The sequence below is a fragment of the Myxococcus xanthus genome (assembly GCF_006402735.1).
GTDB lineage: Bacteria > Myxococcota > Myxococcia > Myxococcales > Myxococcaceae > Myxococcus > Myxococcus xanthus_A.
The window spans coordinates 1,428,964-1,448,078 of the sequence record NZ_CP017174.1 but is presented as its reverse complement, the minus strand read 5'-3'; the positions used below and the strand labels follow the sequence as shown (position 1 = coordinate 1,448,078).

Below are 19,115 nucleotides of genomic sequence, written 5' to 3'. Positions count from 1 at the left end.
CACGTTTGACGACTCAAACCTAGACGTTGCTCTCCGCCCAGCGCCGCGTCTCGAAGCTGTGCGAGCGATACAACGCCACCACCGGCCCCACCACCATCAGCCCCAGCGCGAAGCAGAACCAGCTCGAGTTGGGCGTGTCGTGGATGAGCTTCACCCTGTACGTCATGGGCCGCGGCCGCACCGGGTTCGCCGCGAAGCTCGCCGTCGTGCGCAGCGCGTACTTCCCGGCGGGCACCGGCGACAGGTAGGTGCTGGCGGACATGTTGCTTTCGGTCCACTCGCCGTCGCCGTCGTTGCCGCGGTAGTAGCTCAGCTCTTCGTAGAAGAGGACCACGTCGTTCGTGTCCTGGTTCACCAGGTCGCCCTGGATGCCCAGCCACTCGTTGAAGGGCGTGCCGCTGATCTCCACGCGCATGTTGCCGCGCTTGGGCAATTCGAAGGGCTCGCTGAAGTGCATGGCCCCCGGCGTGCCTGGCGTGGCATCCGGCGGTATCACCACCGCCTCCTCCAGGACGACCGTCTTCGCGGCGGTCAAGGACAGCACGGCCGCCAGCACGAACAACGCCAGTATCCAGAGGCCAGTCCAGACGAAGACGGAGCGCAGGCCCGACTGGTGTGGGTTCGGCTGGCTGGGGGCGATGCCCTCCCGCTGAGGCATCGGCTCCTGCAAGCCGAAGGCCTCCTTCACCACCTCGGGCTCCAGGTACTCGCCGTGGGTGTACGACACCTCGTCGTCCGTGGCGTCCACGTTCACCGAGTACGGCGCGGCGACGTACTCCGACGCCTCGGCCCGCTCGCCCACCCTCACCGTCCAGTAGAACTCCCCCAGCACCTTGTCCGTGACGGCGGTGACGTGCTGGAAGCACCTGTAGCGGCGGTGCTCATAGAAGGCGGCGACGTCGGGCGACAGTGACACGTCACCCGCGGGCAGCGGCTTCAAGAACACCCAGTGGCCGTTGGAATTCATCAGCCAGACGAAGCCGCGCGACGCGTTGTAGAGGAGAAACTCCTCCCACGGGTAGCGCACGCCCTCCACGGTGCACGAGCGCTCCAGGTAGCCGATGCAGATCCACTCCGCGCCATCCAGCTTCCCCTTGGTTCCCAGGGGGATGATGAGCGGCCGGCTCGGCTTCTGCAGCATGCGCAGGAAGGACAGCTTGCCCTGGCGCGCGTCCAGCAGCGCGCCGCAGTAGGGGCACGCCACGCGCAGCGTCTTGTCCGGCGCGCGCAGTTCCAGGTTGCCGTTGCACTGCGTGCAGCGCGCCTGCTGCAGCTCCACCTTGCGCACGCGGGGCCGGAGCTGCCCGGCCGGGATGCCCAGCTGCTCCAGTTTCAGCGCCTCGCCGACGAAGGCCTCGGGGGAATGCCCGCGCGTGCCGAAGTCAAGCGTGAGGAAGGCGCCCTTGGGCCCCGTGGCGTCCACGTACCAGGCGTCCTGCGTGGGGTCCACGTCGCTGGGGAGCTGACCCGCGGCGGCCACCACGCGGCCGTGGCCGCGCTCCTCGATGACCCACGCGCGATCTCGCAGGTGCAGCCGCTCTCCCGGGTGCAGGTCCTCCAGCGCCACGCCCTCTTCGGGCCCCATGTCGAACATCAGGTGGAAGGCGCCCTCGGACTCGCTGAGCCACCCGGTGCGGCCGTCCGCGAACTCCACGTACCACTCGTCCCACGGCCCCGCGCCGTGGTCCTTCTGCAAGTGGCCGACGATGGTGTACGCCGCCTTGCGGTAGCGCCCCTCCGCGCGGAGCTGCAGCGGCGAATCGGTGGGGACGATGCTGCCAATCTTCCCGTGGGACTCGAAGTCCAGGCCCTTGCGAGCCACCACCGTCTGGCAGTAGCCGCACACCACCACCTGCGCCGAGCCGGCGGTGAACTCCACCATCGCACCGCACGATGGACACTTCCCCTGCGTCACGCCGTCACCCCCCGCTTCAGCTCACGCACCACGCACGCCGTCGCGCCCAGGTGGCGCGCCAGCAGCGCCTCGAAGTCCGGACGCTGGCGCTCGCGGCAGCAGTACACGTTGAGCGCGGCGAACCCGTGCTCCGGAAATGTGTGGATGCCCAGGTGGCTTTCGGCCAGCAGCGTCAGCCCGGTGATGCCACCGGGCTCCGGGAACACGTGCCACTGCGGCTGGCCCACGACCTTCAGGTCCAGCACGACGATGAGCGCCTCGAAGAGCGCCGCCAGTGCCGCCGCGTCCTTGAGGCTGCCAGGCACGCAGCCGCTGGCGTCAACCAGCCATTCCTGTCCGGTGGTCAGCTTCGAAATCCTCCCGTCCCCGGACGTCTTATCACGGGCCCTCCCTCGCGTCCGGCCTCAAGTCACTCCCTGGCGCGCACGACGCTACGTTGGCGCCCGCCTCGGACTTCCCGGTACGCTGCCTCTTGAGATGACGCCGTCGCAGCCCGAAGCCCCACACGCTCCGTCCACCCACGCCGCGGCCCCGAGCGTCATCACCCGGCTCGCTCGCACGCTGCGCGGACTGCCTCCCGCCGAGCGCTGGTGGGGCCCTGGCTGCGCGGGCATGGCCGGCTGGCTGAAGCGGGCGGCGCAGTCCCTTCCCCCCGAGGACCTCACGCCCCGCTTCCATGCGCTGCTCGCGCGCGTCCGCCAGGGGCTGCCGGTGCTGCCGCAAGAGGCCCGGCGTCACCAGTACGTGCTGGTGCGCGGCATGCTGGGAGACGAGCTGCCCGGCTACCTGCTGGACAACGTGCAGCGGCTGGAGCGCCGGGGACTGAGCGTGCGCGAGGCCGCGGTGGACACCGAAGGGCTGCTCGCGGACAACGTGGCGGTGCTCCGCGAGGTGCTGCGCGACGCGGAGTACTTCGGCCGCAGCGTGGTGATGGTGGGCCACAGCAAGGGCGGCGTGGAGTGCACCGCCACGCTGGCGCTCTACCCGGAGCTGCGCCACGTGGTGCGCGCGGTGGTGACGCTCCAGGCGCCGTATGGCGGCTCATCCATCGCGCACGACCTGGCCACCACGCCCCGGCTCCGGCGGCTCATCGACTTCGCCTTCCCGCTGCTGTTCCACGGCGTGTCCCGCTCCGTGGAGGAGCTGTCCTATCCCCAGCGGCAGGCCTTCATCCAGCAGCACCCCTACCCCGCCGACATCCCCACCGTGTCGCTGGCCACCTCGCGGCTGTCGCGCACCTCCACGCTGTACCCGCTCCAGCGCTACCTGCACGAGCGCTACGGGTACCAGGCGGACGGCATGGTGACGGCGGTGGACGCGGAGGTGCCCGGCGCGCGCGTGGTGCGGTTGCACGACATGGACCACGCGGAGGCCGCGCTGCGCGGCCTGCCAGGCATGGTCCGCTACCACCCGGGCGACCTCACCGAGGTGATGGTCGCCCTGGCGTTGGAGACGCGCTGAGCCTCACGCCGCGGCGGGCGTCAGCGTCACCTTCTTCATCACGTGGTCGATGGTGGAGAAGCGCAGCGCCATCTCGTACAGGCGGCGAGCCAGCGCCTCGTCCTCCTTCACCGCCACGCCCAGCTCCTGCCGGTTGACGCCCGTGAAGTTCGCGAGGTCCTCCAGCATGGCGTCCGTCGCCGCGCGGTCCGGCTGGATGCCGTCGCGTTCGGCGATGGCTCGCAGGACCAGTGCCAACGTGATGCGGTACGCCGCATCCAGGCGGGTCAGCGGATCCTGCAGCCACCCCTCCAGCGCCTCCTGAAGCTCGTCGGGCTGGAAATCCTTGCGCTGGAGGATGGGCCGCTCGGCCTCCGCCCAGCGCCGGCGAATCTCCTCGTCCACCAGCGCGGCGGACACCTCCACCGGCGTGCGGTCCACGAGCACGTCCATGACGCGCTCCTGGGTCAACCGGTCGACGTCGGCGAGCCGCTCCTGGGCCAGGTCGTCCCCCAGCTTGCGCATGACGTCCGTGATGGAGCCCATGCCCAGCCGTGACAGCAACTCCGGCGAGTCATCGTCCAGCAACTTCAGCTCTCGCGCCGCCTTCACGCTCACGAGGAAGCGGGCCGGCTGCCCCCGCAGCGCCTCCACGGGATAGGTGTCCGGCAGCGTCAGCTCGATGCCGACCGACTGGCCCACCTTCGCCCCCGCCAGTGATTCGAAGAAGCCGGGCAGCCCCGGGTCCGCCGCGACGCGCACCCACCAGTTCTCCCGGACAGAGAAGGGCATCAGCCGGTTGTTGGCGAAGCCCAGCACGTCCACGAGCACGTCGTCCTCGAGCGCCACATCCTCGCCCGGCTGACGCTCGCGGACGTCTGCGTGCTGGCGACGGAGCGCATCGAAGCGGTCCACGAGTTCCTGCTCCGTCAATGGCGCAGGCGCCACCTGGGCCACCGACACCCCCTCCAGGGAAGGAGCCTCCACCGTGGGAAGCTCCACCGGCTCGGTGCTGTCGAGCTGCAGCGCCGCCGGCATCTTCTTCATGATGCCGAGCGCATGAAGCTCGGCCAGCGAACGGGCATTCTTACGACCGCCCTGCGAATCGTCATGGGTCGTCATGGTCTCTCGCTCCGTCCCCCTCGGATAGCACAACGCTCCGGCAGGACCGAAGCCCCCCGGAGCGTTGAGATTGACGACGCGGCGCTTCCTAGAAGAAGGAGCCGATGAAGCCGGACACGGTGGAGACGGCCGCACCCACCTGGCTCACGACCGGGATGTTGGTGGCGGCGGCGATGGACCCCAGCGCCGTCACTCCCGCGGTAATCTTCTTGCCAGCCGAAGCGTTCGGGTCCGTGATGGTGTTCACGGCCGCCACGGTGTCCGCCGCGGCGATGGCGACGTTGAGGCCCGGGGTGAAGCGGCCCGCGGCACGCGCCACCGCAGTGCCACCGCCCTGCACCGCGGCGCGCGCGGCGGTGCCAGCGGTGCGGGCGGCGCCCTCGAGTCCGCGCTCGGCGACCTCGGCGGCCGCGCGGCGCACGACCTGACGCGACGCACCTTCCAGCGCGGTGTTGGCGGCGGTGGTGGCCACGCGATTGGCGGCGGCACGCGAGGCCTCCGGGGCCGCGGCGGTGAAGGCGGTGCGAGCCGCGTCGGTGGCAGCGCGGTAGTTGCTGACGTTGCCCGCGAGGTTCAAGCCGTCCCGAGCCGCCATCAGCCCCGTGGAGAGCGTGCCCGAGGCGGTGCCCACCGCCTCACGGACGTTCGCTTCGGTCGGGTTGCGGAGCGCATCGCGCACGTCACGGAACGTCTCGACGGCTCCGGTGGGAAGCTGCGCCACGTTGGCCGCGAGGCTGACGGCGCCGGCGCCGCGCGCAAGGCGGGTGTTCGCCCCTTCGACGACGGGGCCATTGCCACCCGGCAGGTTGACGGGGCCGAAGCGGCGGGGCCCGAAGGCGTCACGCACCTGCGTGGCGACAGCGGCATCCGAGACCGAGCGGAGCCCAGTGGCGGCCTGCGTCACGCGGTTGTGCGCGTCCTCGAACCGGTCGGCCTGCGCGGGACGGGCCTCCGCGCGCGCCGGAGGAGGAGGCGGCGGCGGCGGCGGAGTCGGACGCGCCGTCACGGGAGGCGTCGGAACGGGACGGGGCTCGTTGCGGCGAATGGGAGGCGCCATGGGGTGTGCTCCTACAGGAATTTGATGGGCTTTTTTGAAGCGTTACCCGGATCATCGGGCTTTCTGGCGAATTGTTGCGTCCAGACTCACAGACTTTACCGATTTTCACTCCCAGTATCTGACAGATAGCGGCCGATGACCCCGTAAGCCCCTGGAATCCATTGGAAAAGGGGCTAAGGTCCGCGCGCCATGCGGACCCAATTCCTAACGACTGTCCTCCTCTGCCTTACCCTCACCGCCTGCAAGGACTCCGACAAGAAGGAATCCACGGGTGGTGGTATCCCGCCCTCCGCGACGACGCCGGCGAAGCCCTCGGCGCCTTCCGCCGCCGAGGTGCCGGCCGCGGCGCCCCCCGCCGAGGCCGCCTCGGGTGAATGGACGAAGAAGGTCCAGGCGGGCCAGGACGTCTACGCCACCCTCGAAACGAACCAGGGCGCCATCGTCGTGCGCCTCTTCTCCAAGGACGCCCCCAAGACGGTGGCCAACTTCGTGGGCCTGGCCACGGGCGAGAAGGCCTGGACGGACCCGAAGACGGGCCAGCGCGTGGAAGGCAAGCCGCTGTACGACGGCGTCATCTTCCACCGGGTGATTCCGGGCTTCATGATTCAGGGCGGCGACCCCACGGGCACCGGCCGCGGCGACCCGGGCTACCGCTTCGAGGACGAGTTCCAGAGCGGCCGCACCTTCAACAAGAAGGGCCTGCTGGCCATGGCCAACGCCGGTCCCGGCACCAACGGCAGCCAGTTCTTCATCACCACCTCCACGCCGGACTACCTCAACAACCGCCACACCATCTTCGGTGAGGTGGTGTCGGGCTACGACGTGGTGGAGAAGATCGCCAACGTGCAGCGCGACCCGCGCGACAAGCCCCTGGAGCCGGTCGTCATCCAGAAGATCGCGATGAGCGACCAGGCCCCGGCCGGCAGCGGGAACTGACGATGGAACGCGCCCTGCGCCACGTGGCCACACGGCTGGGGGAGCTGGACTGCCACGTCATCGACGCGCTCCCCGAGGGCGCGACGCCCGAACTGGTCGTCGTCCTCTCCCATGGCCTGGGCGCGCCCGCCACCGACCTGGTGCCCCTGGGGCCGGAGTTGATGGCGTTCCAGCCGGCGCTGGCGGACCGCGTGCGGTTCGTCTTCCCGGGCGGGCCCATGGCCTGGGCGCACGGAGGACGCGCCTGGTTCCCCCTGCCCGACGCGGTGATGCGGGGGGAGCAGCGCGACTGGGAGCAGTTCGCGCGCGACGTACCGCCGGGCATGCCCGCCGCGCGCAGGGCGCTGATGAGCACCGTGGACGCGCTCTGCGCCGCGATGAAGCTGCCCTACGGGCGCATCGTGCTGGGCGGCTTCAGTCAGGGCGGAATGGTGTCCACGGACGTGGCCCTGCGCCTGGATGAGCCGCCCGCCGGGCTGTGCATCCTCTCTGGCACGCTGACGTCGGAGCCGGAGTGGCGCACCCGCGCCCAGGGCCGCACGGGGCTGCCCGTGTTCCAGGCCCACGGGCGCTACGACCCGCTGCTGCCCCTGGGCAACGCCGAGCGACTGCGGGACATGTTCGTGGCGTCGGGCCTCACCGTGGACTTCCACGCCTACGACATGCCGCACGCCATCGTCACCGAGGAACTGGAGGCCCTGGCCGCGTTCCTCGCCGCGCGGCTGGGTGGACGCTGAGCCATGTTCCACGCGAAGGAGCTCACGGTGTCCAGCCGGGGCCGCGGCTTCACCGACATCACCGCGGACGTCCAGCGCGCCGTCGCCGAGAGCGGCGCCCGCCAGGGGCTGTGCACCGTGTTCCTTCATCACACGAGCGCGTCCCTGCTGCTGTGTGAGAACGCGGACCCGGACGTGCGCCGGGATTTGGAGTCCTTCTTCTCGCGGCTGGTGAAGGACGGGGACCCGCTCTTCGTCCATGACGCGGAGGGGCCGGACGACATGCCCGCGCACGTGCGCACCGTCCTCACCCAGAATGCGCTGAACATCCCCGTGAAGGATGGCCGCGCGGACCTGGGGACGTGGCAGGGCGTCTACGTCTGGGAGCACCGGACCTCGCCGCACCGGCGCCGCGTCACCGTGTCCGTGGTGAGCTGACCGCTACGGCGCGCCCACCTGCGTCGCGGCGACCGCCACCTTGCGCGGCTTGCCCGTCGGCCGGGCCTGGCCGCGGATGCGAATCCACGAGCCCGGCGCGTCCTCCGTCGCGTGAACCATGGACCAGCCGACGGGCACCTGCGGCGCGGCCCAGGAATAGAGCGCGCGGGCGTCCTTCGGCGACAGGTTGACGCAGCCATGGCTCATGGGCTGGCCGAAGCGGTCGTGCCAATAGGCCGTGTGCAGCGCGTAGTCGTCCTGGAAGAACATGGTCCAGGGCACCGTGGCAACGCGGTAGGTGTCGTTGCCGGCGGTGCCGCTGCCCGTCATGTCGGCCTCCGCGAATTTGATCCAGATGCGGAACAGGCCCTCCGGCGTGTCCGTGCCCTGCTTCCCGGAGGAGATGAGCGTCGCGTACACCGGCCGCTCACCTTCGTAGGCCACCAGCACCTGGGCATCCAGGTCCACGTCCAGCCAGCGGGAGCCGGGCTCCACCTGCGGCGGCGCGTGTGAGAACCAGGCGACGTGCAGGTCGTCCCGCGCCACCCATTGGTCCTCCGCGATGCTCACCCAGTGGCCGTCCTCGGACAGCTCCTTCACGGCCACCAGCGTGCGCGGTGGCAGCACCGTTTCGCGGGGGGCCTTCGCGTCTGGCGCTGTCCGAACCTCCACGGCGGCGGTGGGACGGGTGCGGGACTGGGCCCAGGCGAACGTCGGCGGCAGGTCGGCGATGGCCTCCGCGTTCACGCCCTCGAAGGAGGAAGGCCGGTATTCGCGCAGCACCCGCGCCTCCAGGTACTGGCCGTCGGTGGTGCGCCAATATGTCCTGCGGCGGATGCGGACCTGCCCGCGGAGCTGCACCGATACGGAGCCCTTCAGCAGCACGCCCTTTCGCCGGGCGCGCGCCAGGGCGAGGCTGGGATAGGCGCGCACGCGCTTGCCCACGACACGGGCGTAGATGCCGGGCGTCAGCTCGCCCTCGCGCAGCTTCGGGAGCTCACGCACGCGGGGCTCGCGGAAGTTGGGCTCCAGGTAGCGCTCGCAGACCCAGCCGCGCGGCTCAATCTGAATCCAAGCCTCGCAGTCCGGCCCGCGCACCGCTGTTTCGCCCTGCCAGCGCACGCGCATGTCCTGCGCCACGGTGCCCAGCGCCGGTGCATCCTGCCGAGGCTCCTGGCGGACCACGATGGAGCGGCGCACCCGCAGCGAGCCCGCGTCCGGAGCGAAGGGCACGGCGTACGTTCCTCCGTCCTCCGCGCCGCTCACGGGCTCCAGTCCTGGGTCGACATCTTCGAGCACCAGCCCCGTGTCCTCGAGCGGCTCACCGTCCGGGCCGAGCACCAGTTCCTCGCCCGGGTGCAGCTCATCCGGGATGACCGTGAGCTGCTCGGGTGGTGGGACTTCTTCTTCGCCCGGCGTGTCCTCTTCCTCCTCGGATTGGGCAAGGTCGTCCAGGGCGGGGTCGATGGTCAGCGCCGGCACCTCGTCGCGCGCCACGGTCGCCCCGTCGTCAGGCGTGCGGCGCGGCGGAGACAGCGCCGCCTCGGCCGAGCCATCAACGCCGCCGTCCGTCCCGGCATCCGCCGCGGTGCGCTGCCACGCCGCGAACAGCGCATCCGCGGCCGTGCGCCGGACATCCGCGTTCGCGCTCTGCGAGAGGGCGCTGCCGCCCGCAGAGGCGTCGGCCAGGGCACGTTGTCCCGACACGGACTCCGTGACAGCCACGGACGCCCCCAGCTCAGCAAGGAGGTGGCCTGGAGCGTTGGTATCGGCGTGAGGAGTTTGGACCTCCACGCCGTCCTCTGGCGCCCCTGCCCCGGCTCCGCCGTCGAACGCAGCGGCCCTGGATACCGACATAGATGCACTCGGTGTATCACCGCGCTCCTCCGCCACTCGGGGCGCGGGCACTCTCGCCAGGGAGGCATCGGGCGAGGTGTCCTCCGGGCCGGGAGGCGGCGTGCAGGCGATTCCAGGCAGCAGAAGAACGAGCGGAAGCCAACGGCGCATGGACCTGACACGGTACGGAGGAGCGACGGCACACTCAACGTCGTCCACGGTGCGCTCGCCTGCGTGGGGCTCCGTGTGGGTGGGCAATTCGTGCCATCGCAGCGGCCCTTGTCACATGCAGCGGAAATGACGGTCCGCAGGCCAAAGCGGCGCGCCGGTGAAGCCAGCCCCCGCGAATCACCCCGCACGCAGGCCAAGGCGGCGCGCTGGTGAAGCCAGCCCCCGGAAGCCCGCACCATCCCTGAGGCTGGCGCCCGGGTGCCCGCCTCCCCAGCCGCCGGGCCCCATCCCCCTGCCCCTCTTTCCACCCGCCCCCTTCGGAAGATATGCAGCGGGGAGATGAAGCTCGCCGAGACTGCTCCGACCCCCGCGCCCGAAGCGCTGCCGCCCCCCGCCCCCCTGTCCCTGGACGAGGTACGCCGCGTCACCCAGCTCCTGGAGGCCATCAGCGAGGACCGCTTCCTGTTGGCCGGCCTCCCCGAGGAGGACCGCATCGCCTTCCTGAGCGCCGCGGGACGCGTGCTGCACCCGGACCGCGACACCAAGTCCCGGATGGCGAAGGCGCTGCGCCGCGACCGGAAGAAGACGAAGCGCGAGCACGACCGCGCCATCCGCGCGACGACGGAGATTCGCACCCTGCGCCGCTCCGCCATCTTCACGGTGCCCGCGCTGCCGCCTCCGCCTCCCTCGGAAGCGGGACCGGAGCGCATCCTCGAGCAGCCCCGCCGCTGCTACGTCTGCAAGGCCGAGTACCGCAAGCTGCACTTCTTCTACGACGCGATGTGCATCGAGTGCGCGGACTACAACTACGCCAAGCGCACCCAGCGCGCCGACCTGAACGGGAAGGTCGCGCTCATCACCGGCGCCCGGGTGAAGATTGGCTTCCAGGCTTCGTTGATGCTGCTGCGCTCCGGCGCGCGCGTCATCGCCACCACGCGCTTCCCCAACGACGCCGCGCAGCGCTACGTCCAGGAGCCGGACTTCGCGGACTGGGCACACCGGCTGCACATCCACGGGCTCGACCTGCGGCACGCGCCCAGCGTGGAGCTCTTCGCGAAGTACATCGAGCAGACGCACGAGCGCCTGGACATCCTCATCAACAACGCCGCGCAGACGGTGCGCCGGCCCCCGGGCTTCTACGGCCACCTGCTGCCGGGAGAGATGCGCCGCGCGGACGACCTGCCGGCGGCGGCGCGCGCGCTGCTCGCGGGCCATGACGCCTGCGTCTCGACGGTGCAGCCGGCCGCCCTGGGTGCGGGCAAAGCGGGGGGCTCGGAGCTGGCCACCACCTGGCGCAGCAACGACCCGGCGCTGGGCATCCACTCCTCCGCCGCGCTGTCCATGCTGCCCTACGCCCTGGAACAGGAGGGCGACGTGCGCGCCATCTTCCCCCAGGGCCGGCTGGACGCGGACCTGCAGCAGGTGGACCTGCGGGACATGAACTCGTGGCGGCTGCGGCTCGCCGAGGTCCAGACGGCGGAGATGCTGGAGGTCCACCTCATCAACGCGGTGGCGCCCTTCATCCTCGTCGGGAAGCTGAAGCCGCTGATGCTCAGGGACCGCTCGTCCCCCGGCCACGTGGTGAACGTCTCCGCGATGGAGGGCAGCTTCTCGCGCGGGACGAAGACGGACAAACACCCGCACACCAACATGGCGAAGGCGGCGCTCAACATGATGACACTGACCTCCGCGCCGGACTACGCCCGCGACAACATCTACATGAACGCCGTGGACACCGGCTGGGTCACCGACGAGGACCCCGCGCAGCACGCGGAGCGCAAGGTGCAGGAGCTGGACTTCCAGCCACCGCTGGACATCGTCGACGGGGCGGCGCGGGTGGTGGACCCCATCATCGCCTCGGAGAACAGCGGCGAGTACGTCTGGGGCAACTTCTTCAAGGACTACCGTCACACCGCGTGGTGACACGCGGACCGGGGGGCGTCATGGCAACTCGCAGTCTCCGCTTCGAATCGTACGTCGAGGTCACCCCCGCTGAAGCCTGGGCGTGGGTGACGTCGATGAAGGGCATCTCCACGGAGATGCACCCGTACCTGCGGATGACGGCGCCCCCGGGCGTGACGGGGCTCGAGGACGTACCCTTCGAGCCGGGCCAACCGCTGTTCCGCAGCAAGCTGCTGCTGGGCGGCGTGCTGCCGGTGGGCTGGTCCGACCTGACGCTGCGCGAGCTGGAGCCGGGACGCCGCTTCGTCGAGGAGTCCCCCATGAGCGCGATGCGTCAGTGGCGGCACGAGCGCCGCATCGTCGAGACACACGCCGGCGTCGACATCATCGACCAGCTCGACTTCGAGCCCCGCTTCGGCGGCCGGCTGGCGGAGGCCTTCATCCGGCGCCTCTTCGAGCACCGCCACTCGGTGCTTCGCCGCGCGCTGACGCCGTCAATAGGTGGACGGGCGTCCCAGGAAAAGCCAGCCTAGCGGGACATGAGCCCCGAAGAACAATTCCACGTCGAAGTCCTCAAGCTGCTGCTCCAGGTCGCCACCGTCGACGGCCGCGTCGCGCACTCCGAGATTGGGCACATCCTGGACACCGCGCGAGGCATGAGCGTGCCCCTGCCGGAGCTGGCGGCGCTGACGCGCTGTCTGCGGAACAACGAGCCCCTGCCTCCGCCGAACATGGGCATCCTGCGCACCAACCCCTCCGCCGTCATCCGGGAGGCGAAGGCGCTCATCGCCAGCGACGGCAGCGTGCACGCGGCCGAAATCGAGATGCTGCGGCAGATTCGGGAGCTGCTCGGCGTCATCAACTGACGTGCGCCGCGCGCGCTACGACTCGGCCTCTGGGGCCTCCAGCAGCTTGTAGAGCGTCTTGCGGTCCACATCGAGCAGGCGCGCCGCCTCGCTCTTGTTGCCGCCCACGTGCTGGAGCACCTGCGCGGCGTAGCGGCGGGACAGCTCGGCCAGACTCGGCATGTCGCCCGCCAGGCCCGCCATCTTCGGGGTGGACGCATCCCCGATGGGCTCCGGGAAGTCCTGGGGCCCCAGGACGCCCGTCACGTTGAGAGCCAGCGCCCGCGCCACCACGTTCTCCAGCTGCCGCACGTTGCCCGGCCAGTCGTAGGCCGCCAGGCGCGCGTTCGCCTCCGGCGTCACCACCGGCCGCACCCCGCCGCGCGCATGACGCCCGGCGAAGTGCTCCACCAGCGCGGGGATGTCCTCGCTCCGCTCCCGCAGCGGCGGCAGGTGCAGGTGCACCACGTCCAGGCGGTACAGCAAATCCTCGCGGAAGAGGCCTTCCGCCACCCGCGCCTTGAGGTCCTTGTTCGTCGCCGCCACCACGCGCACGTCCACCTTGACGGGGACACTCTCACCCACGCGGCGGATTTCGCCCTCCTGCAACACGCGCAGGAGCTGCGACTGCACCTTCATGCCAACGTCGCCAATCTCATCCAGGAAGAGCGTGCCGCCGCTGGCCTCCTCGAAGACGCCTCGCCGCGCGCCGGACGCGCCGGTGAAGCTGCCCTTCGCGTGGCCGAACAGTTCGCTCTCCATCAGCGACTCCGTAATCGCGCCGCAGTCCACGGGGATGAAGGGCCCGTTCATGCGCGGCGAGCGCTTGTGCAGCGCGCGCGCCACCATCTCCTTCCCCGTGCCCGTCTCGCCCGTAATCAGCACCGGCACGTTGCTGGCCGCCGCGCGCGCCACGTGCTTGTACACCTCCAGCAACGCCGGGCTGCGGCCCACAAGCATCAGCGAACCGCGCTCCACCTGCTGGCGCAGCGAGCGGTTCTCCTCCACCAGCCGCTTCTGCTCCAGCGCCCGGCGCGCCACGCGCAGAATCGCGTCCACGTCGAAGGGCTTCGCCAGGTAGTCGAAGGCGCCCTGCTGGATGCTGTCCAGCGCGCCCTCGATGTTGCCGAAGGCCGTCACCACCACCACGGGCGTGTCCGGCAGCTGCGCCTTCACCTCATGGAGCACCTTCAGCCCGTCGCCCGGCTCGGGCATGGCCATGTCCGTGAGGACCAGATCAAAGGCGCCCTCCGCGATGCGCTCGGTGGCGCGCCGCGGGTCCGGGGCCTGCGTCACCGCCCCCAGCGGCCCCAACAAGCGCTGGAGCAAATCGCGGGCCTGCGGGTCATCATCCACGACGAGGATGCGGGCTGAGCTCATGTGCCGACCTTGCGCATTCCGGCGGAAGCAGTCGTTGCCTGAGAACCGCTCGTGGCCGCCGCCGGGCGCACCACGCGGGGGAAGCGCACCACCACGTGCGTTCCCTTTCCTTCTTCCGAGCGCACCACCAGCGTGCCGCCGTGCGCCTCCACCACGCGCTTGGTGGTGACCAGTCCCAGTCCGTGGCCCGGCAGCCCGCGCACCTCGGGCGCGCGGAAGAAGGGCTGGAACAGCGAGGCCAGGGTGCCCGGCGCCATGCCGATGCCGTTGTCCACGACCTCCAGCACGGCCATGCCGTCCTCGGTGGCCACGCGCACCTTCACACGGGGGTCGGGCCGGCCCTCCGAGTACTTCACCGCGTTGGTGAGCAGGTTGCGCGCGCTCACCTGCAACAGCTGCCCGGGGCAGTCCACCGCCACGCCGGGCTCCAGCTCGCGCTCCAGCGCCACGCCCTGCGCCGCCGCCGTCTGCGCCACCTCCAACAGCACGGTGGTGACGGCCGTATCCAGCTCACCCACCGTGCTCTCGCCGCGCGTACCGGCGCGGCAGAAGCGCAGCAGCGCCTCGATGAGCTCGCCCATGCGAACAGCACTGGACTCACACTGCGCCAGCATCTCCAGCGCGCCCGCGTCGTTCACCGCGCCGGTACGGCGGATGAGCGTCAGGTACCCCTTGAGCGGCGCGAGCGGAGAGATGAGGTCGTGCGCCACGCGCCGCGTGAAGGCGTCCAGTTCCTGGTTGTGCCGGCCCAGCTCCTCCAACTGGCCCTGGATGATGGCCTCCTGGCGCTTGAGCAGCGAGGTGACGCGCCAGCCCACCAGCGACGACAGGAGGATGGCCAGCAGCGTGGCGCCCGCGCCCAGGGCGGTGTTGCGCACGCGCAGGTCCTCCAACCGGTTCACCAGCCTGCGTGCCTCGGCCGCGTTCTCCTCCTCCAGCGCGCCGCCCAGCGCGTCCAGCTCCGCCGCCAGCGGGCGGATGCGCTCGGCCAGGTGGCGCCGGGCCCGCTCCGCCTCGCGGCGCTGCGAGAAGATGGCCGCCGCGCGCACCTGGTCCGCCAACCCCTGGCACGCGGCGTTGAAGCGGTACCACAGCGCCTTCTCGCCCTGCGGGAGGTTGCGTGTGTACGCCTCCGACGAGGCGCGGATGTCCGCCAGGATCTGCTCCATCACCGCGTCCGCGGCGCGGCGCTCGGCGTCACCGGTGGCGCGGACATGCGCCTCGATGGCGGCCTCCAGCGACAACGCGTCCACGCGGATGCGGCCAATGGAGCCGGCCCGCTCCAGCGCCTCCTGTACCAACCCGTCCACCTGGCTGCCCGTGCGGACCTCCGTCCACAACGTGAAAGCGGTGACGGCCGACAGCAGGACGACCACGAAGAAGAAGCCGGCCCGGTAGCCGCGGATGGGGATGCGGGAGCTCGCCACGCCGTTCCTCTATCACGGGGCCGGCGCCGCGCGTCCGGCGGGACGTCAGGGCACCGTCGGGGCGACATTCCCGGCCGCCGGGAGGGCAGCCGGCTGGGGCGGATTGTTCAACCGCCGCCGTGCACGCTCCAGCGCGGACTCGTACCAGACGTCCGACAGCTCCTCGTGCATCTCCTTCAACTCCTTCAGCTCGTTGACCTCGCGCTCCAGCGCCAGCAGCTGGGTGTTGTGCTCCTCCAGCGCATGCCGGTCCGCCTCGGTGCGCACCAGCTCCTCCAACAGCGCCGCGCGACCCTGCTCCGCTTCCGCGCGCTCCAGCCGCACCCGCTCCAGCGCGGACTCCAGCTGGGCCATGCGCAGCGCGAACGCCTCGGCGCGCTCCCGCTCCGCCTCGTACTCGCGACGCCACCGGTCCGACTCGAGGACCTGGGCCTCCAGTCGCTCGAGCGGAATACCCGTCGCGCAACCCGTACCCAGGACGGCCAACGCTGTCGCGAAACAGAGGAACCGCATGGACCATCTCTCCCACACCATGACCGCGCGACATGCGCGGCGAAGGCGCTGGGCCGACACCCTGCAACCAGATGACGCGTGCAGCTTGCTCAAGTGCTCCGTCATCGTCAAAGCAGCAACTGCCTGCCTGGGGAGCCTGCCCCCATTGTCGGAGCTCCAACTGCGGAGTTTCTCCCCAAGGACATCCACGCCAGACACCTGCTCTCCCTCTGACAACGCCGCTGGCACGCCGCCTGCTCAAGCCCTCGTTCGCTGGGACGGCGCAATCTCGCGTCGTCGTTCGTCAACGGAGCTTTTCATGAAGACCGTGTTCGCCGCCGCCCTCCTCGCCGCCGCCACCGCGTTCGCCAACACCCCGGCCCCCGCCGCCGAAACCAAGCCCGCCGCCGTCGAAGCTGCGCCCGAGGCCGCCGAGGCCCCCCAGGCCGAAGAGGCGAAGGCCGAGGCGGCCCCCGAGGCCAAGCCCGCCAAGAAGGCCAAGAAGCCGGCGAAGAAGGCCGCCAAGTCCACGACGGCCACCGAGGCCAACTAATCAAGATTTACGGCTTTTATGCCGACGCGCGGGGGTACCTCTTCCAAGGGAGGTACCCCCGTTGCTTTTGCGGGTCTATAAGAACCCGCCTTGCCTCGACTTCTGAGACGCCCTCTCGAAACGTCTATCGAGGTCCGAGAAAACCCATCCGGGTCGGGATTTTCACACCCCCGTCAATCCGTCCAGTGAACGTGAGATTTGACAGAAACAGAAGAATCCTGCTTAATACGACTTCAGAGAATCACTGACCGTCCCGGACAGGGATGGAACTCAAACGAGCGCACCAATGATCGAAGCCTTCTCGAAGGTGTCGGAAGCCTCGAAGCTGCTGCTGGAGAAGGGCCTGGGCCCGAGCACCGGCATGGAGGCGCTGAGCATGGTGGGCCACGCGCTGGGCGTGGACCGCGCGTACATCCTGGAAAACCGCGTGCAGGGCACGTACGGCCGGTTCATCACCGACATGCGCTACGCCTGGGCGGAGCCGCCCACGCCGTCGCCGCTGGCCAACCCGGTGATGCGGGCCTTCTCCTTCCGCGAGTTCGCGCCGGGCTGGGTGGACATGCTGGAGGCCGGCATGGTGGTGGCGTGCCCCACCCGTGACGCGCCCCCGATGATGAAGGACTTGTTGGAGCGCCAGGGAACGCAGTCCATCCTCCTGTGCCCCATCAACCCCTCCCGGCAGCAGTGGTGGGGCATGGTGGCCTTCGAGGACTGCCGCCGTCCCCGCGCCTGGAAGCCGGAGGAAGTGACGCTGCTCAAGTCCCTGGGGCGCGCGGTGGCGGCGTCCGTCCGACATGGGCAGATGCGCTCCTCCCTGGACCAGGTCCGCAACAGCCTGCGCCAGGCGGTGAGCCGCACCCCGGTGTCCGGACTCTGAACGGCAGGCGGGCGGGGCGCCTGGCGGCTTGCCGGGGGGCAATGCCGACCCGTGCACGAGCGGACATTTCCAGCGCCGGGTTTCTGCTACCCTGGCCGCCCCTTCGCTCACCGCCATGTCCTCAATCGACCCCACCGCGATCAGCCGTCCGCGCTCTCCGGACATCATCAGCGGCTACCACCTCGACAAGCTTGTCGGCAGCGGAGGCATGGGGGAGGTCCACAAGGCCACCCAGCTCTCGCTAGGCCGCACGGTGGCGGTGAAGCTCCTCAATCCCGAGCTGGCGAAGGACCCGTCCTTCATCGCGCGCTTCCAGAAGGAAGCCGCCGCGCTCGCGGCCCTGAGCCATCCCCACATCGTCTCCATCGTCGACAAGGGGAAGACGGACACCACGTACTACCTGGTGATGGAGTTCGTGGACGGCCCGTCGCTGCGGGAGCTGATTCGCGAGCCGCACCTGGACGTCGTGGGCGCGCTGCGGCGCATGCTGCAGATCTGCCGCGCCATCGAGTACGCGCACGGCCGCGGCGTCATCCACCGGGACCTGAAGCCGGAGAACATCCTGCTGGACCAGCAGGCCGGCGGCATCGCCAAGGTGTCGGACTTCGGCCTGGCGTCCTTCCTGGATGATGCCAGCCCCTCCTCGCGCTACGCGCTCACGTCCACGCACGTGTCCATGGGCACGCTGTCGTACATGGCGCCCGAGCAGCGCGTGGACGCGAAGAGCGCGGACGCGCGCGCGGACATCTTCTCGCTGGGCGTCATCCTCTACGAGTGGCTCACGGGCGAGGTGCCGCTGGGCACCTTCGACCCGCCGTCGCGGCGCAAGCCGGGGCTGGACTCGCGGCTGGACGCCATCGTCACGCGCTGCCTCAAGCCAGACCCGGAGGACCGCTACCCCTCCGTCACCTCGCTCATCGCGGACCTGGAGCTGCTCGTCCCGGGCAGCCTGCCGTCCCTGGCGCCGGTGAAGCTGACGCACCTCCAGCGCGTCCGCCAGGGCGTGCGCAAGGTGGTGCGCATGGCCCTGCAGGCCGCGGCCGTGCTGCTGGTGATGGCGGCGCTGGCCGTGCTGGGCCGGGAGTGGCTGCGCAGCGGGGAGAAGCCCGTGCCGCCGCAGCCCGGCGCCGCGCTGAACGCGGACCTGGGTCCGCCATCGCCCCGGTCCATGCCGGGCCGGCTGGAGACGGGCTCCGAGAAGCGCACGGTGTCGGTGGGTGACGGCCCGGACGCGCCGTCGCTCCTGGTCGCCGGCCGGCCGGTGGAGGCAGAGGAGAAGGCCATCATCTTCCCGCCCGTGGAGGAGCGCTCGCAGTCGCGCGTGGGCCGTGCCCGCGTGGACGTGGTGGGGCTGGACGGCGACATCGCCGTGCTCAGCGCCCGCGTGCGCGCGGACGCGCCGCCGGACACCTGGAAGCGCCGCGGCTACGTCATGCTCTACGGGCCGTCGCTGCAGGCCCCCTCGGCCGCGCTGCTGCTGCAGGGCAGCACGGGCCGCTACGTGGCGCTCATCCACGACGGCGCGGGCGCGCCGCTGCGGCTCGAATGGGCCCTGGGCGAGCGCCGCGGCACCATGCTGGGCCTGGCGTCGCCGGAGGGCGAGGCCGCGCTGGAGCTGCGGGTGGACGCGGACGGCGTCATGCAGGGCTACGTCGGCAAGGGCAAGGACCAGCGGGCCATTGGCGAGCCGCTCAACCTGGGCCCGGGCTGGATGGAGCACTTCGGGGACGCGCCCGTGCCCGCCTTCGGCTGCATCGAAGGCACCTGCCGCGCGGAGGGATTCCTCTACACCGTGCGGCGCGCGCCGCCCCCGGGGACGACGGCGCCCGTGCCCGACGTGCCGGTGACGAAGGCCGTGGTCGCCGCGGTGCCGGCCAAGGCGGTGCCCGCCAAGCGGCCTCCTCCGCCTCCTCCCCCGAAGAAGCAGCCCGCCAAGGCCCCCACGAAGAGCCCCCCCAAGCGGCGGTAGAGCGTCCGGCAGCACGCGTCCCGGACATTCCCGCGCAGG

The 19,115-nt window shown here is 70.7% G+C and carries 18 protein-coding genes; 10 read left to right on the top strand and 8 right to left on the bottom strand.

All coding sequences use genetic code 11. The annotated features are described in order from the left end of the window. Positions 1-19 precede the first annotated feature (19 nt). Both BHS09_RS06185 and speD read right to left on the bottom strand, forming a co-directional pair. Positions 20-1,915: a DUF4178 domain-containing protein gene (locus tag BHS09_RS06185; RefSeq protein ID WP_140797433.1), complete on the bottom strand. Its 1,896-nt coding sequence runs from the start codon at positions 1,913-1,915 to the stop codon at positions 20-22. After that, positions 1,912-2,220, bottom strand: a complete 309-nt coding sequence (gene speD / locus BHS09_RS06180; protein ID WP_237080210.1) for an S-adenosylmethionine decarboxylase — start codon at positions 2,218-2,220, stop codon at positions 1,912-1,914. Before speD ends, BHS09_RS06185 begins: the two co-directional genes overlap by 4 nt. Before the next feature lie 172 nt (positions 2,221-2,392). Between speD and BHS09_RS06175 the strand changes: the two genes are divergently transcribed. Beyond that, positions 2,393-3,376 (top strand): lipase, encoded by a 984-nt coding sequence (locus tag BHS09_RS06175; RefSeq protein ID WP_237080209.1) that lies wholly within the window; start codon positions 2,393-2,395, stop codon positions 3,374-3,376. A 3-nt stretch (positions 3,377-3,379) separates the two neighbouring features. Here BHS09_RS06175 and BHS09_RS06170 read toward each other — a convergent pair whose 3' ends face one another. Together BHS09_RS06170 and BHS09_RS06165 are read right to left on the bottom strand one after the other, a co-directional pair. Beyond that, positions 3,380-4,477 carry a trigger factor gene (locus tag BHS09_RS06170; protein WP_237080208.1) on the bottom strand — a complete coding sequence of 366 codons (1,098 nt, stop codon included), beginning with the start codon at positions 4,475-4,477 and terminating at the stop codon, positions 3,380-3,382. An 88-nt stretch (positions 4,478-4,565) separates the two neighbouring features. Next, entirely contained in the window at positions 4,566-5,534 is a 969-nt protein-coding gene (locus tag BHS09_RS06165; protein ID WP_140788112.1) for a hypothetical protein, read from the bottom strand. 189 nt (positions 5,535-5,723) lie between these two features. On the opposite strand from BHS09_RS06165, the gene BHS09_RS06160 reads away from it, so the two are divergent. From BHS09_RS06160 to BHS09_RS06150, 3 genes are read left to right on the top strand one after another with little or no spacing between them, the layout of a single operon-like run. Next, the gene (locus BHS09_RS06160; protein ID WP_140788110.1) at positions 5,724-6,470 is read left to right on the top strand and encodes a peptidylprolyl isomerase; all 747 of its coding nucleotides are present in this window, start codon (positions 5,724-5,726) and stop codon (positions 6,468-6,470) included. Between the two features lie 2 nt (positions 6,471-6,472). Further along, the gene (locus tag BHS09_RS06155; protein ID WP_140788108.1) at positions 6,473-7,207 is read left to right on the top strand and encodes an alpha/beta hydrolase; all 735 of its coding nucleotides are present in this window, start codon (positions 6,473-6,475) and stop codon (positions 7,205-7,207) included. Between the two features lie 3 nt (positions 7,208-7,210). Next, positions 7,211-7,624: a secondary thiamine-phosphate synthase enzyme YjbQ gene (locus BHS09_RS06150; RefSeq protein ID WP_011551294.1), complete on the top strand. Its 414-nt coding sequence runs from the start codon at positions 7,211-7,213 to the stop codon at positions 7,622-7,624. A 3-nt stretch (positions 7,625-7,627) separates the two neighbouring features. On the opposite strand, the gene BHS09_RS06145 is transcribed toward BHS09_RS06150, so the two are convergent. Next, positions 7,628-9,235, bottom strand: a complete 1,608-nt coding sequence (locus tag BHS09_RS06145) for a L,D-transpeptidase family protein (protein ID WP_174260144.1) — start codon at positions 9,233-9,235, stop codon at positions 7,628-7,630. Between the two features lie 735 nt (positions 9,236-9,970). Between BHS09_RS06145 and BHS09_RS06140 the strand changes: the two genes are divergently transcribed. The 3 genes from BHS09_RS06140 to BHS09_RS06130 are packed head-to-tail and all read left to right on the top strand — an operon-like array spanning position 9,971 to position 12,399. Then, positions 9,971-11,554 carry an SDR family NAD(P)-dependent oxidoreductase gene (locus tag BHS09_RS06140; RefSeq protein ID WP_140788106.1) on the top strand — a complete coding sequence of 528 codons (1,584 nt, stop codon included), beginning with the start codon at positions 9,971-9,973 and terminating at the stop codon, positions 11,552-11,554. Positions 11,555-11,574: 20 nt separating this feature from the next. Then, on the top strand, positions 11,575-12,066 hold the full coding sequence (locus BHS09_RS06135) for an SRPBCC family protein (RefSeq protein ID WP_201799750.1): 492 nt from the start codon (positions 11,575-11,577) through the stop codon (positions 12,064-12,066). 6 nt (positions 12,067-12,072) lie between these two features. Then, on the top strand, positions 12,073-12,399 hold the full coding sequence (locus tag BHS09_RS06130) for a TerB family tellurite resistance protein (RefSeq protein WP_140788104.1): 327 nt from the start codon (positions 12,073-12,075) through the stop codon (positions 12,397-12,399). 15 nt (positions 12,400-12,414) lie between these two features. Here BHS09_RS06130 and BHS09_RS06125 read toward each other — a convergent pair whose 3' ends face one another. Genes BHS09_RS06125 through BHS09_RS06115 form a run of 3 tightly spaced genes read right to left on the bottom strand, consistent with a single transcriptional unit; the run spans position 12,415 to position 15,698 of the window. Then, positions 12,415-13,758 carry a sigma-54-dependent transcriptional regulator gene (locus tag BHS09_RS06125; protein ID WP_090484863.1) on the bottom strand — a complete coding sequence of 448 codons (1,344 nt, stop codon included), beginning with the start codon at positions 13,756-13,758 and terminating at the stop codon, positions 12,415-12,417. After that, entirely contained in the window at positions 13,755-15,185 is a 1,431-nt protein-coding gene (locus BHS09_RS06120) for a sensor histidine kinase (protein WP_140788102.1), read from the bottom strand. The genes BHS09_RS06125 and BHS09_RS06120 overlap by 4 nt, the downstream gene beginning before the upstream one ends. A gap of 45 nt (positions 15,186-15,230) precedes the next feature. Continuing rightward, positions 15,231-15,698, bottom strand: a complete 468-nt coding sequence (locus BHS09_RS06115; RefSeq protein WP_140788100.1) for a hypothetical protein — start codon at positions 15,696-15,698, stop codon at positions 15,231-15,233. 298 nt (positions 15,699-15,996) lie between these two features. Here BHS09_RS06115 and BHS09_RS06110 point away from each other — a divergent pair, with 298 nt between their 5' ends. The 3 genes from BHS09_RS06110 to BHS09_RS06100 all read left to right on the top strand — a co-directional run bounded on the left by BHS09_RS06110 (position 15,997) and on the right by BHS09_RS06100 (position 19,076). Beyond that, positions 15,997-16,230 (top strand): hypothetical protein, encoded by a 234-nt coding sequence (locus BHS09_RS06110; protein WP_140797429.1) that lies wholly within the window; start codon positions 15,997-15,999, stop codon positions 16,228-16,230. A 286-nt stretch (positions 16,231-16,516) separates the two neighbouring features. Then, complete coding sequence (locus BHS09_RS06105; protein WP_140788096.1) at positions 16,517-17,107, top strand: GAF domain-containing protein; 591 nt, start codon at positions 16,517-16,519, stop codon at positions 17,105-17,107. 115 nt (positions 17,108-17,222) lie between these two features. Then, positions 17,223-19,076: a serine/threonine-protein kinase gene (locus BHS09_RS06100; RefSeq protein WP_140797428.1), complete on the top strand. Its 1,854-nt coding sequence runs from the start codon at positions 17,223-17,225 to the stop codon at positions 19,074-19,076. Positions 19,077-19,115 lie beyond the last annotated feature (39 nt).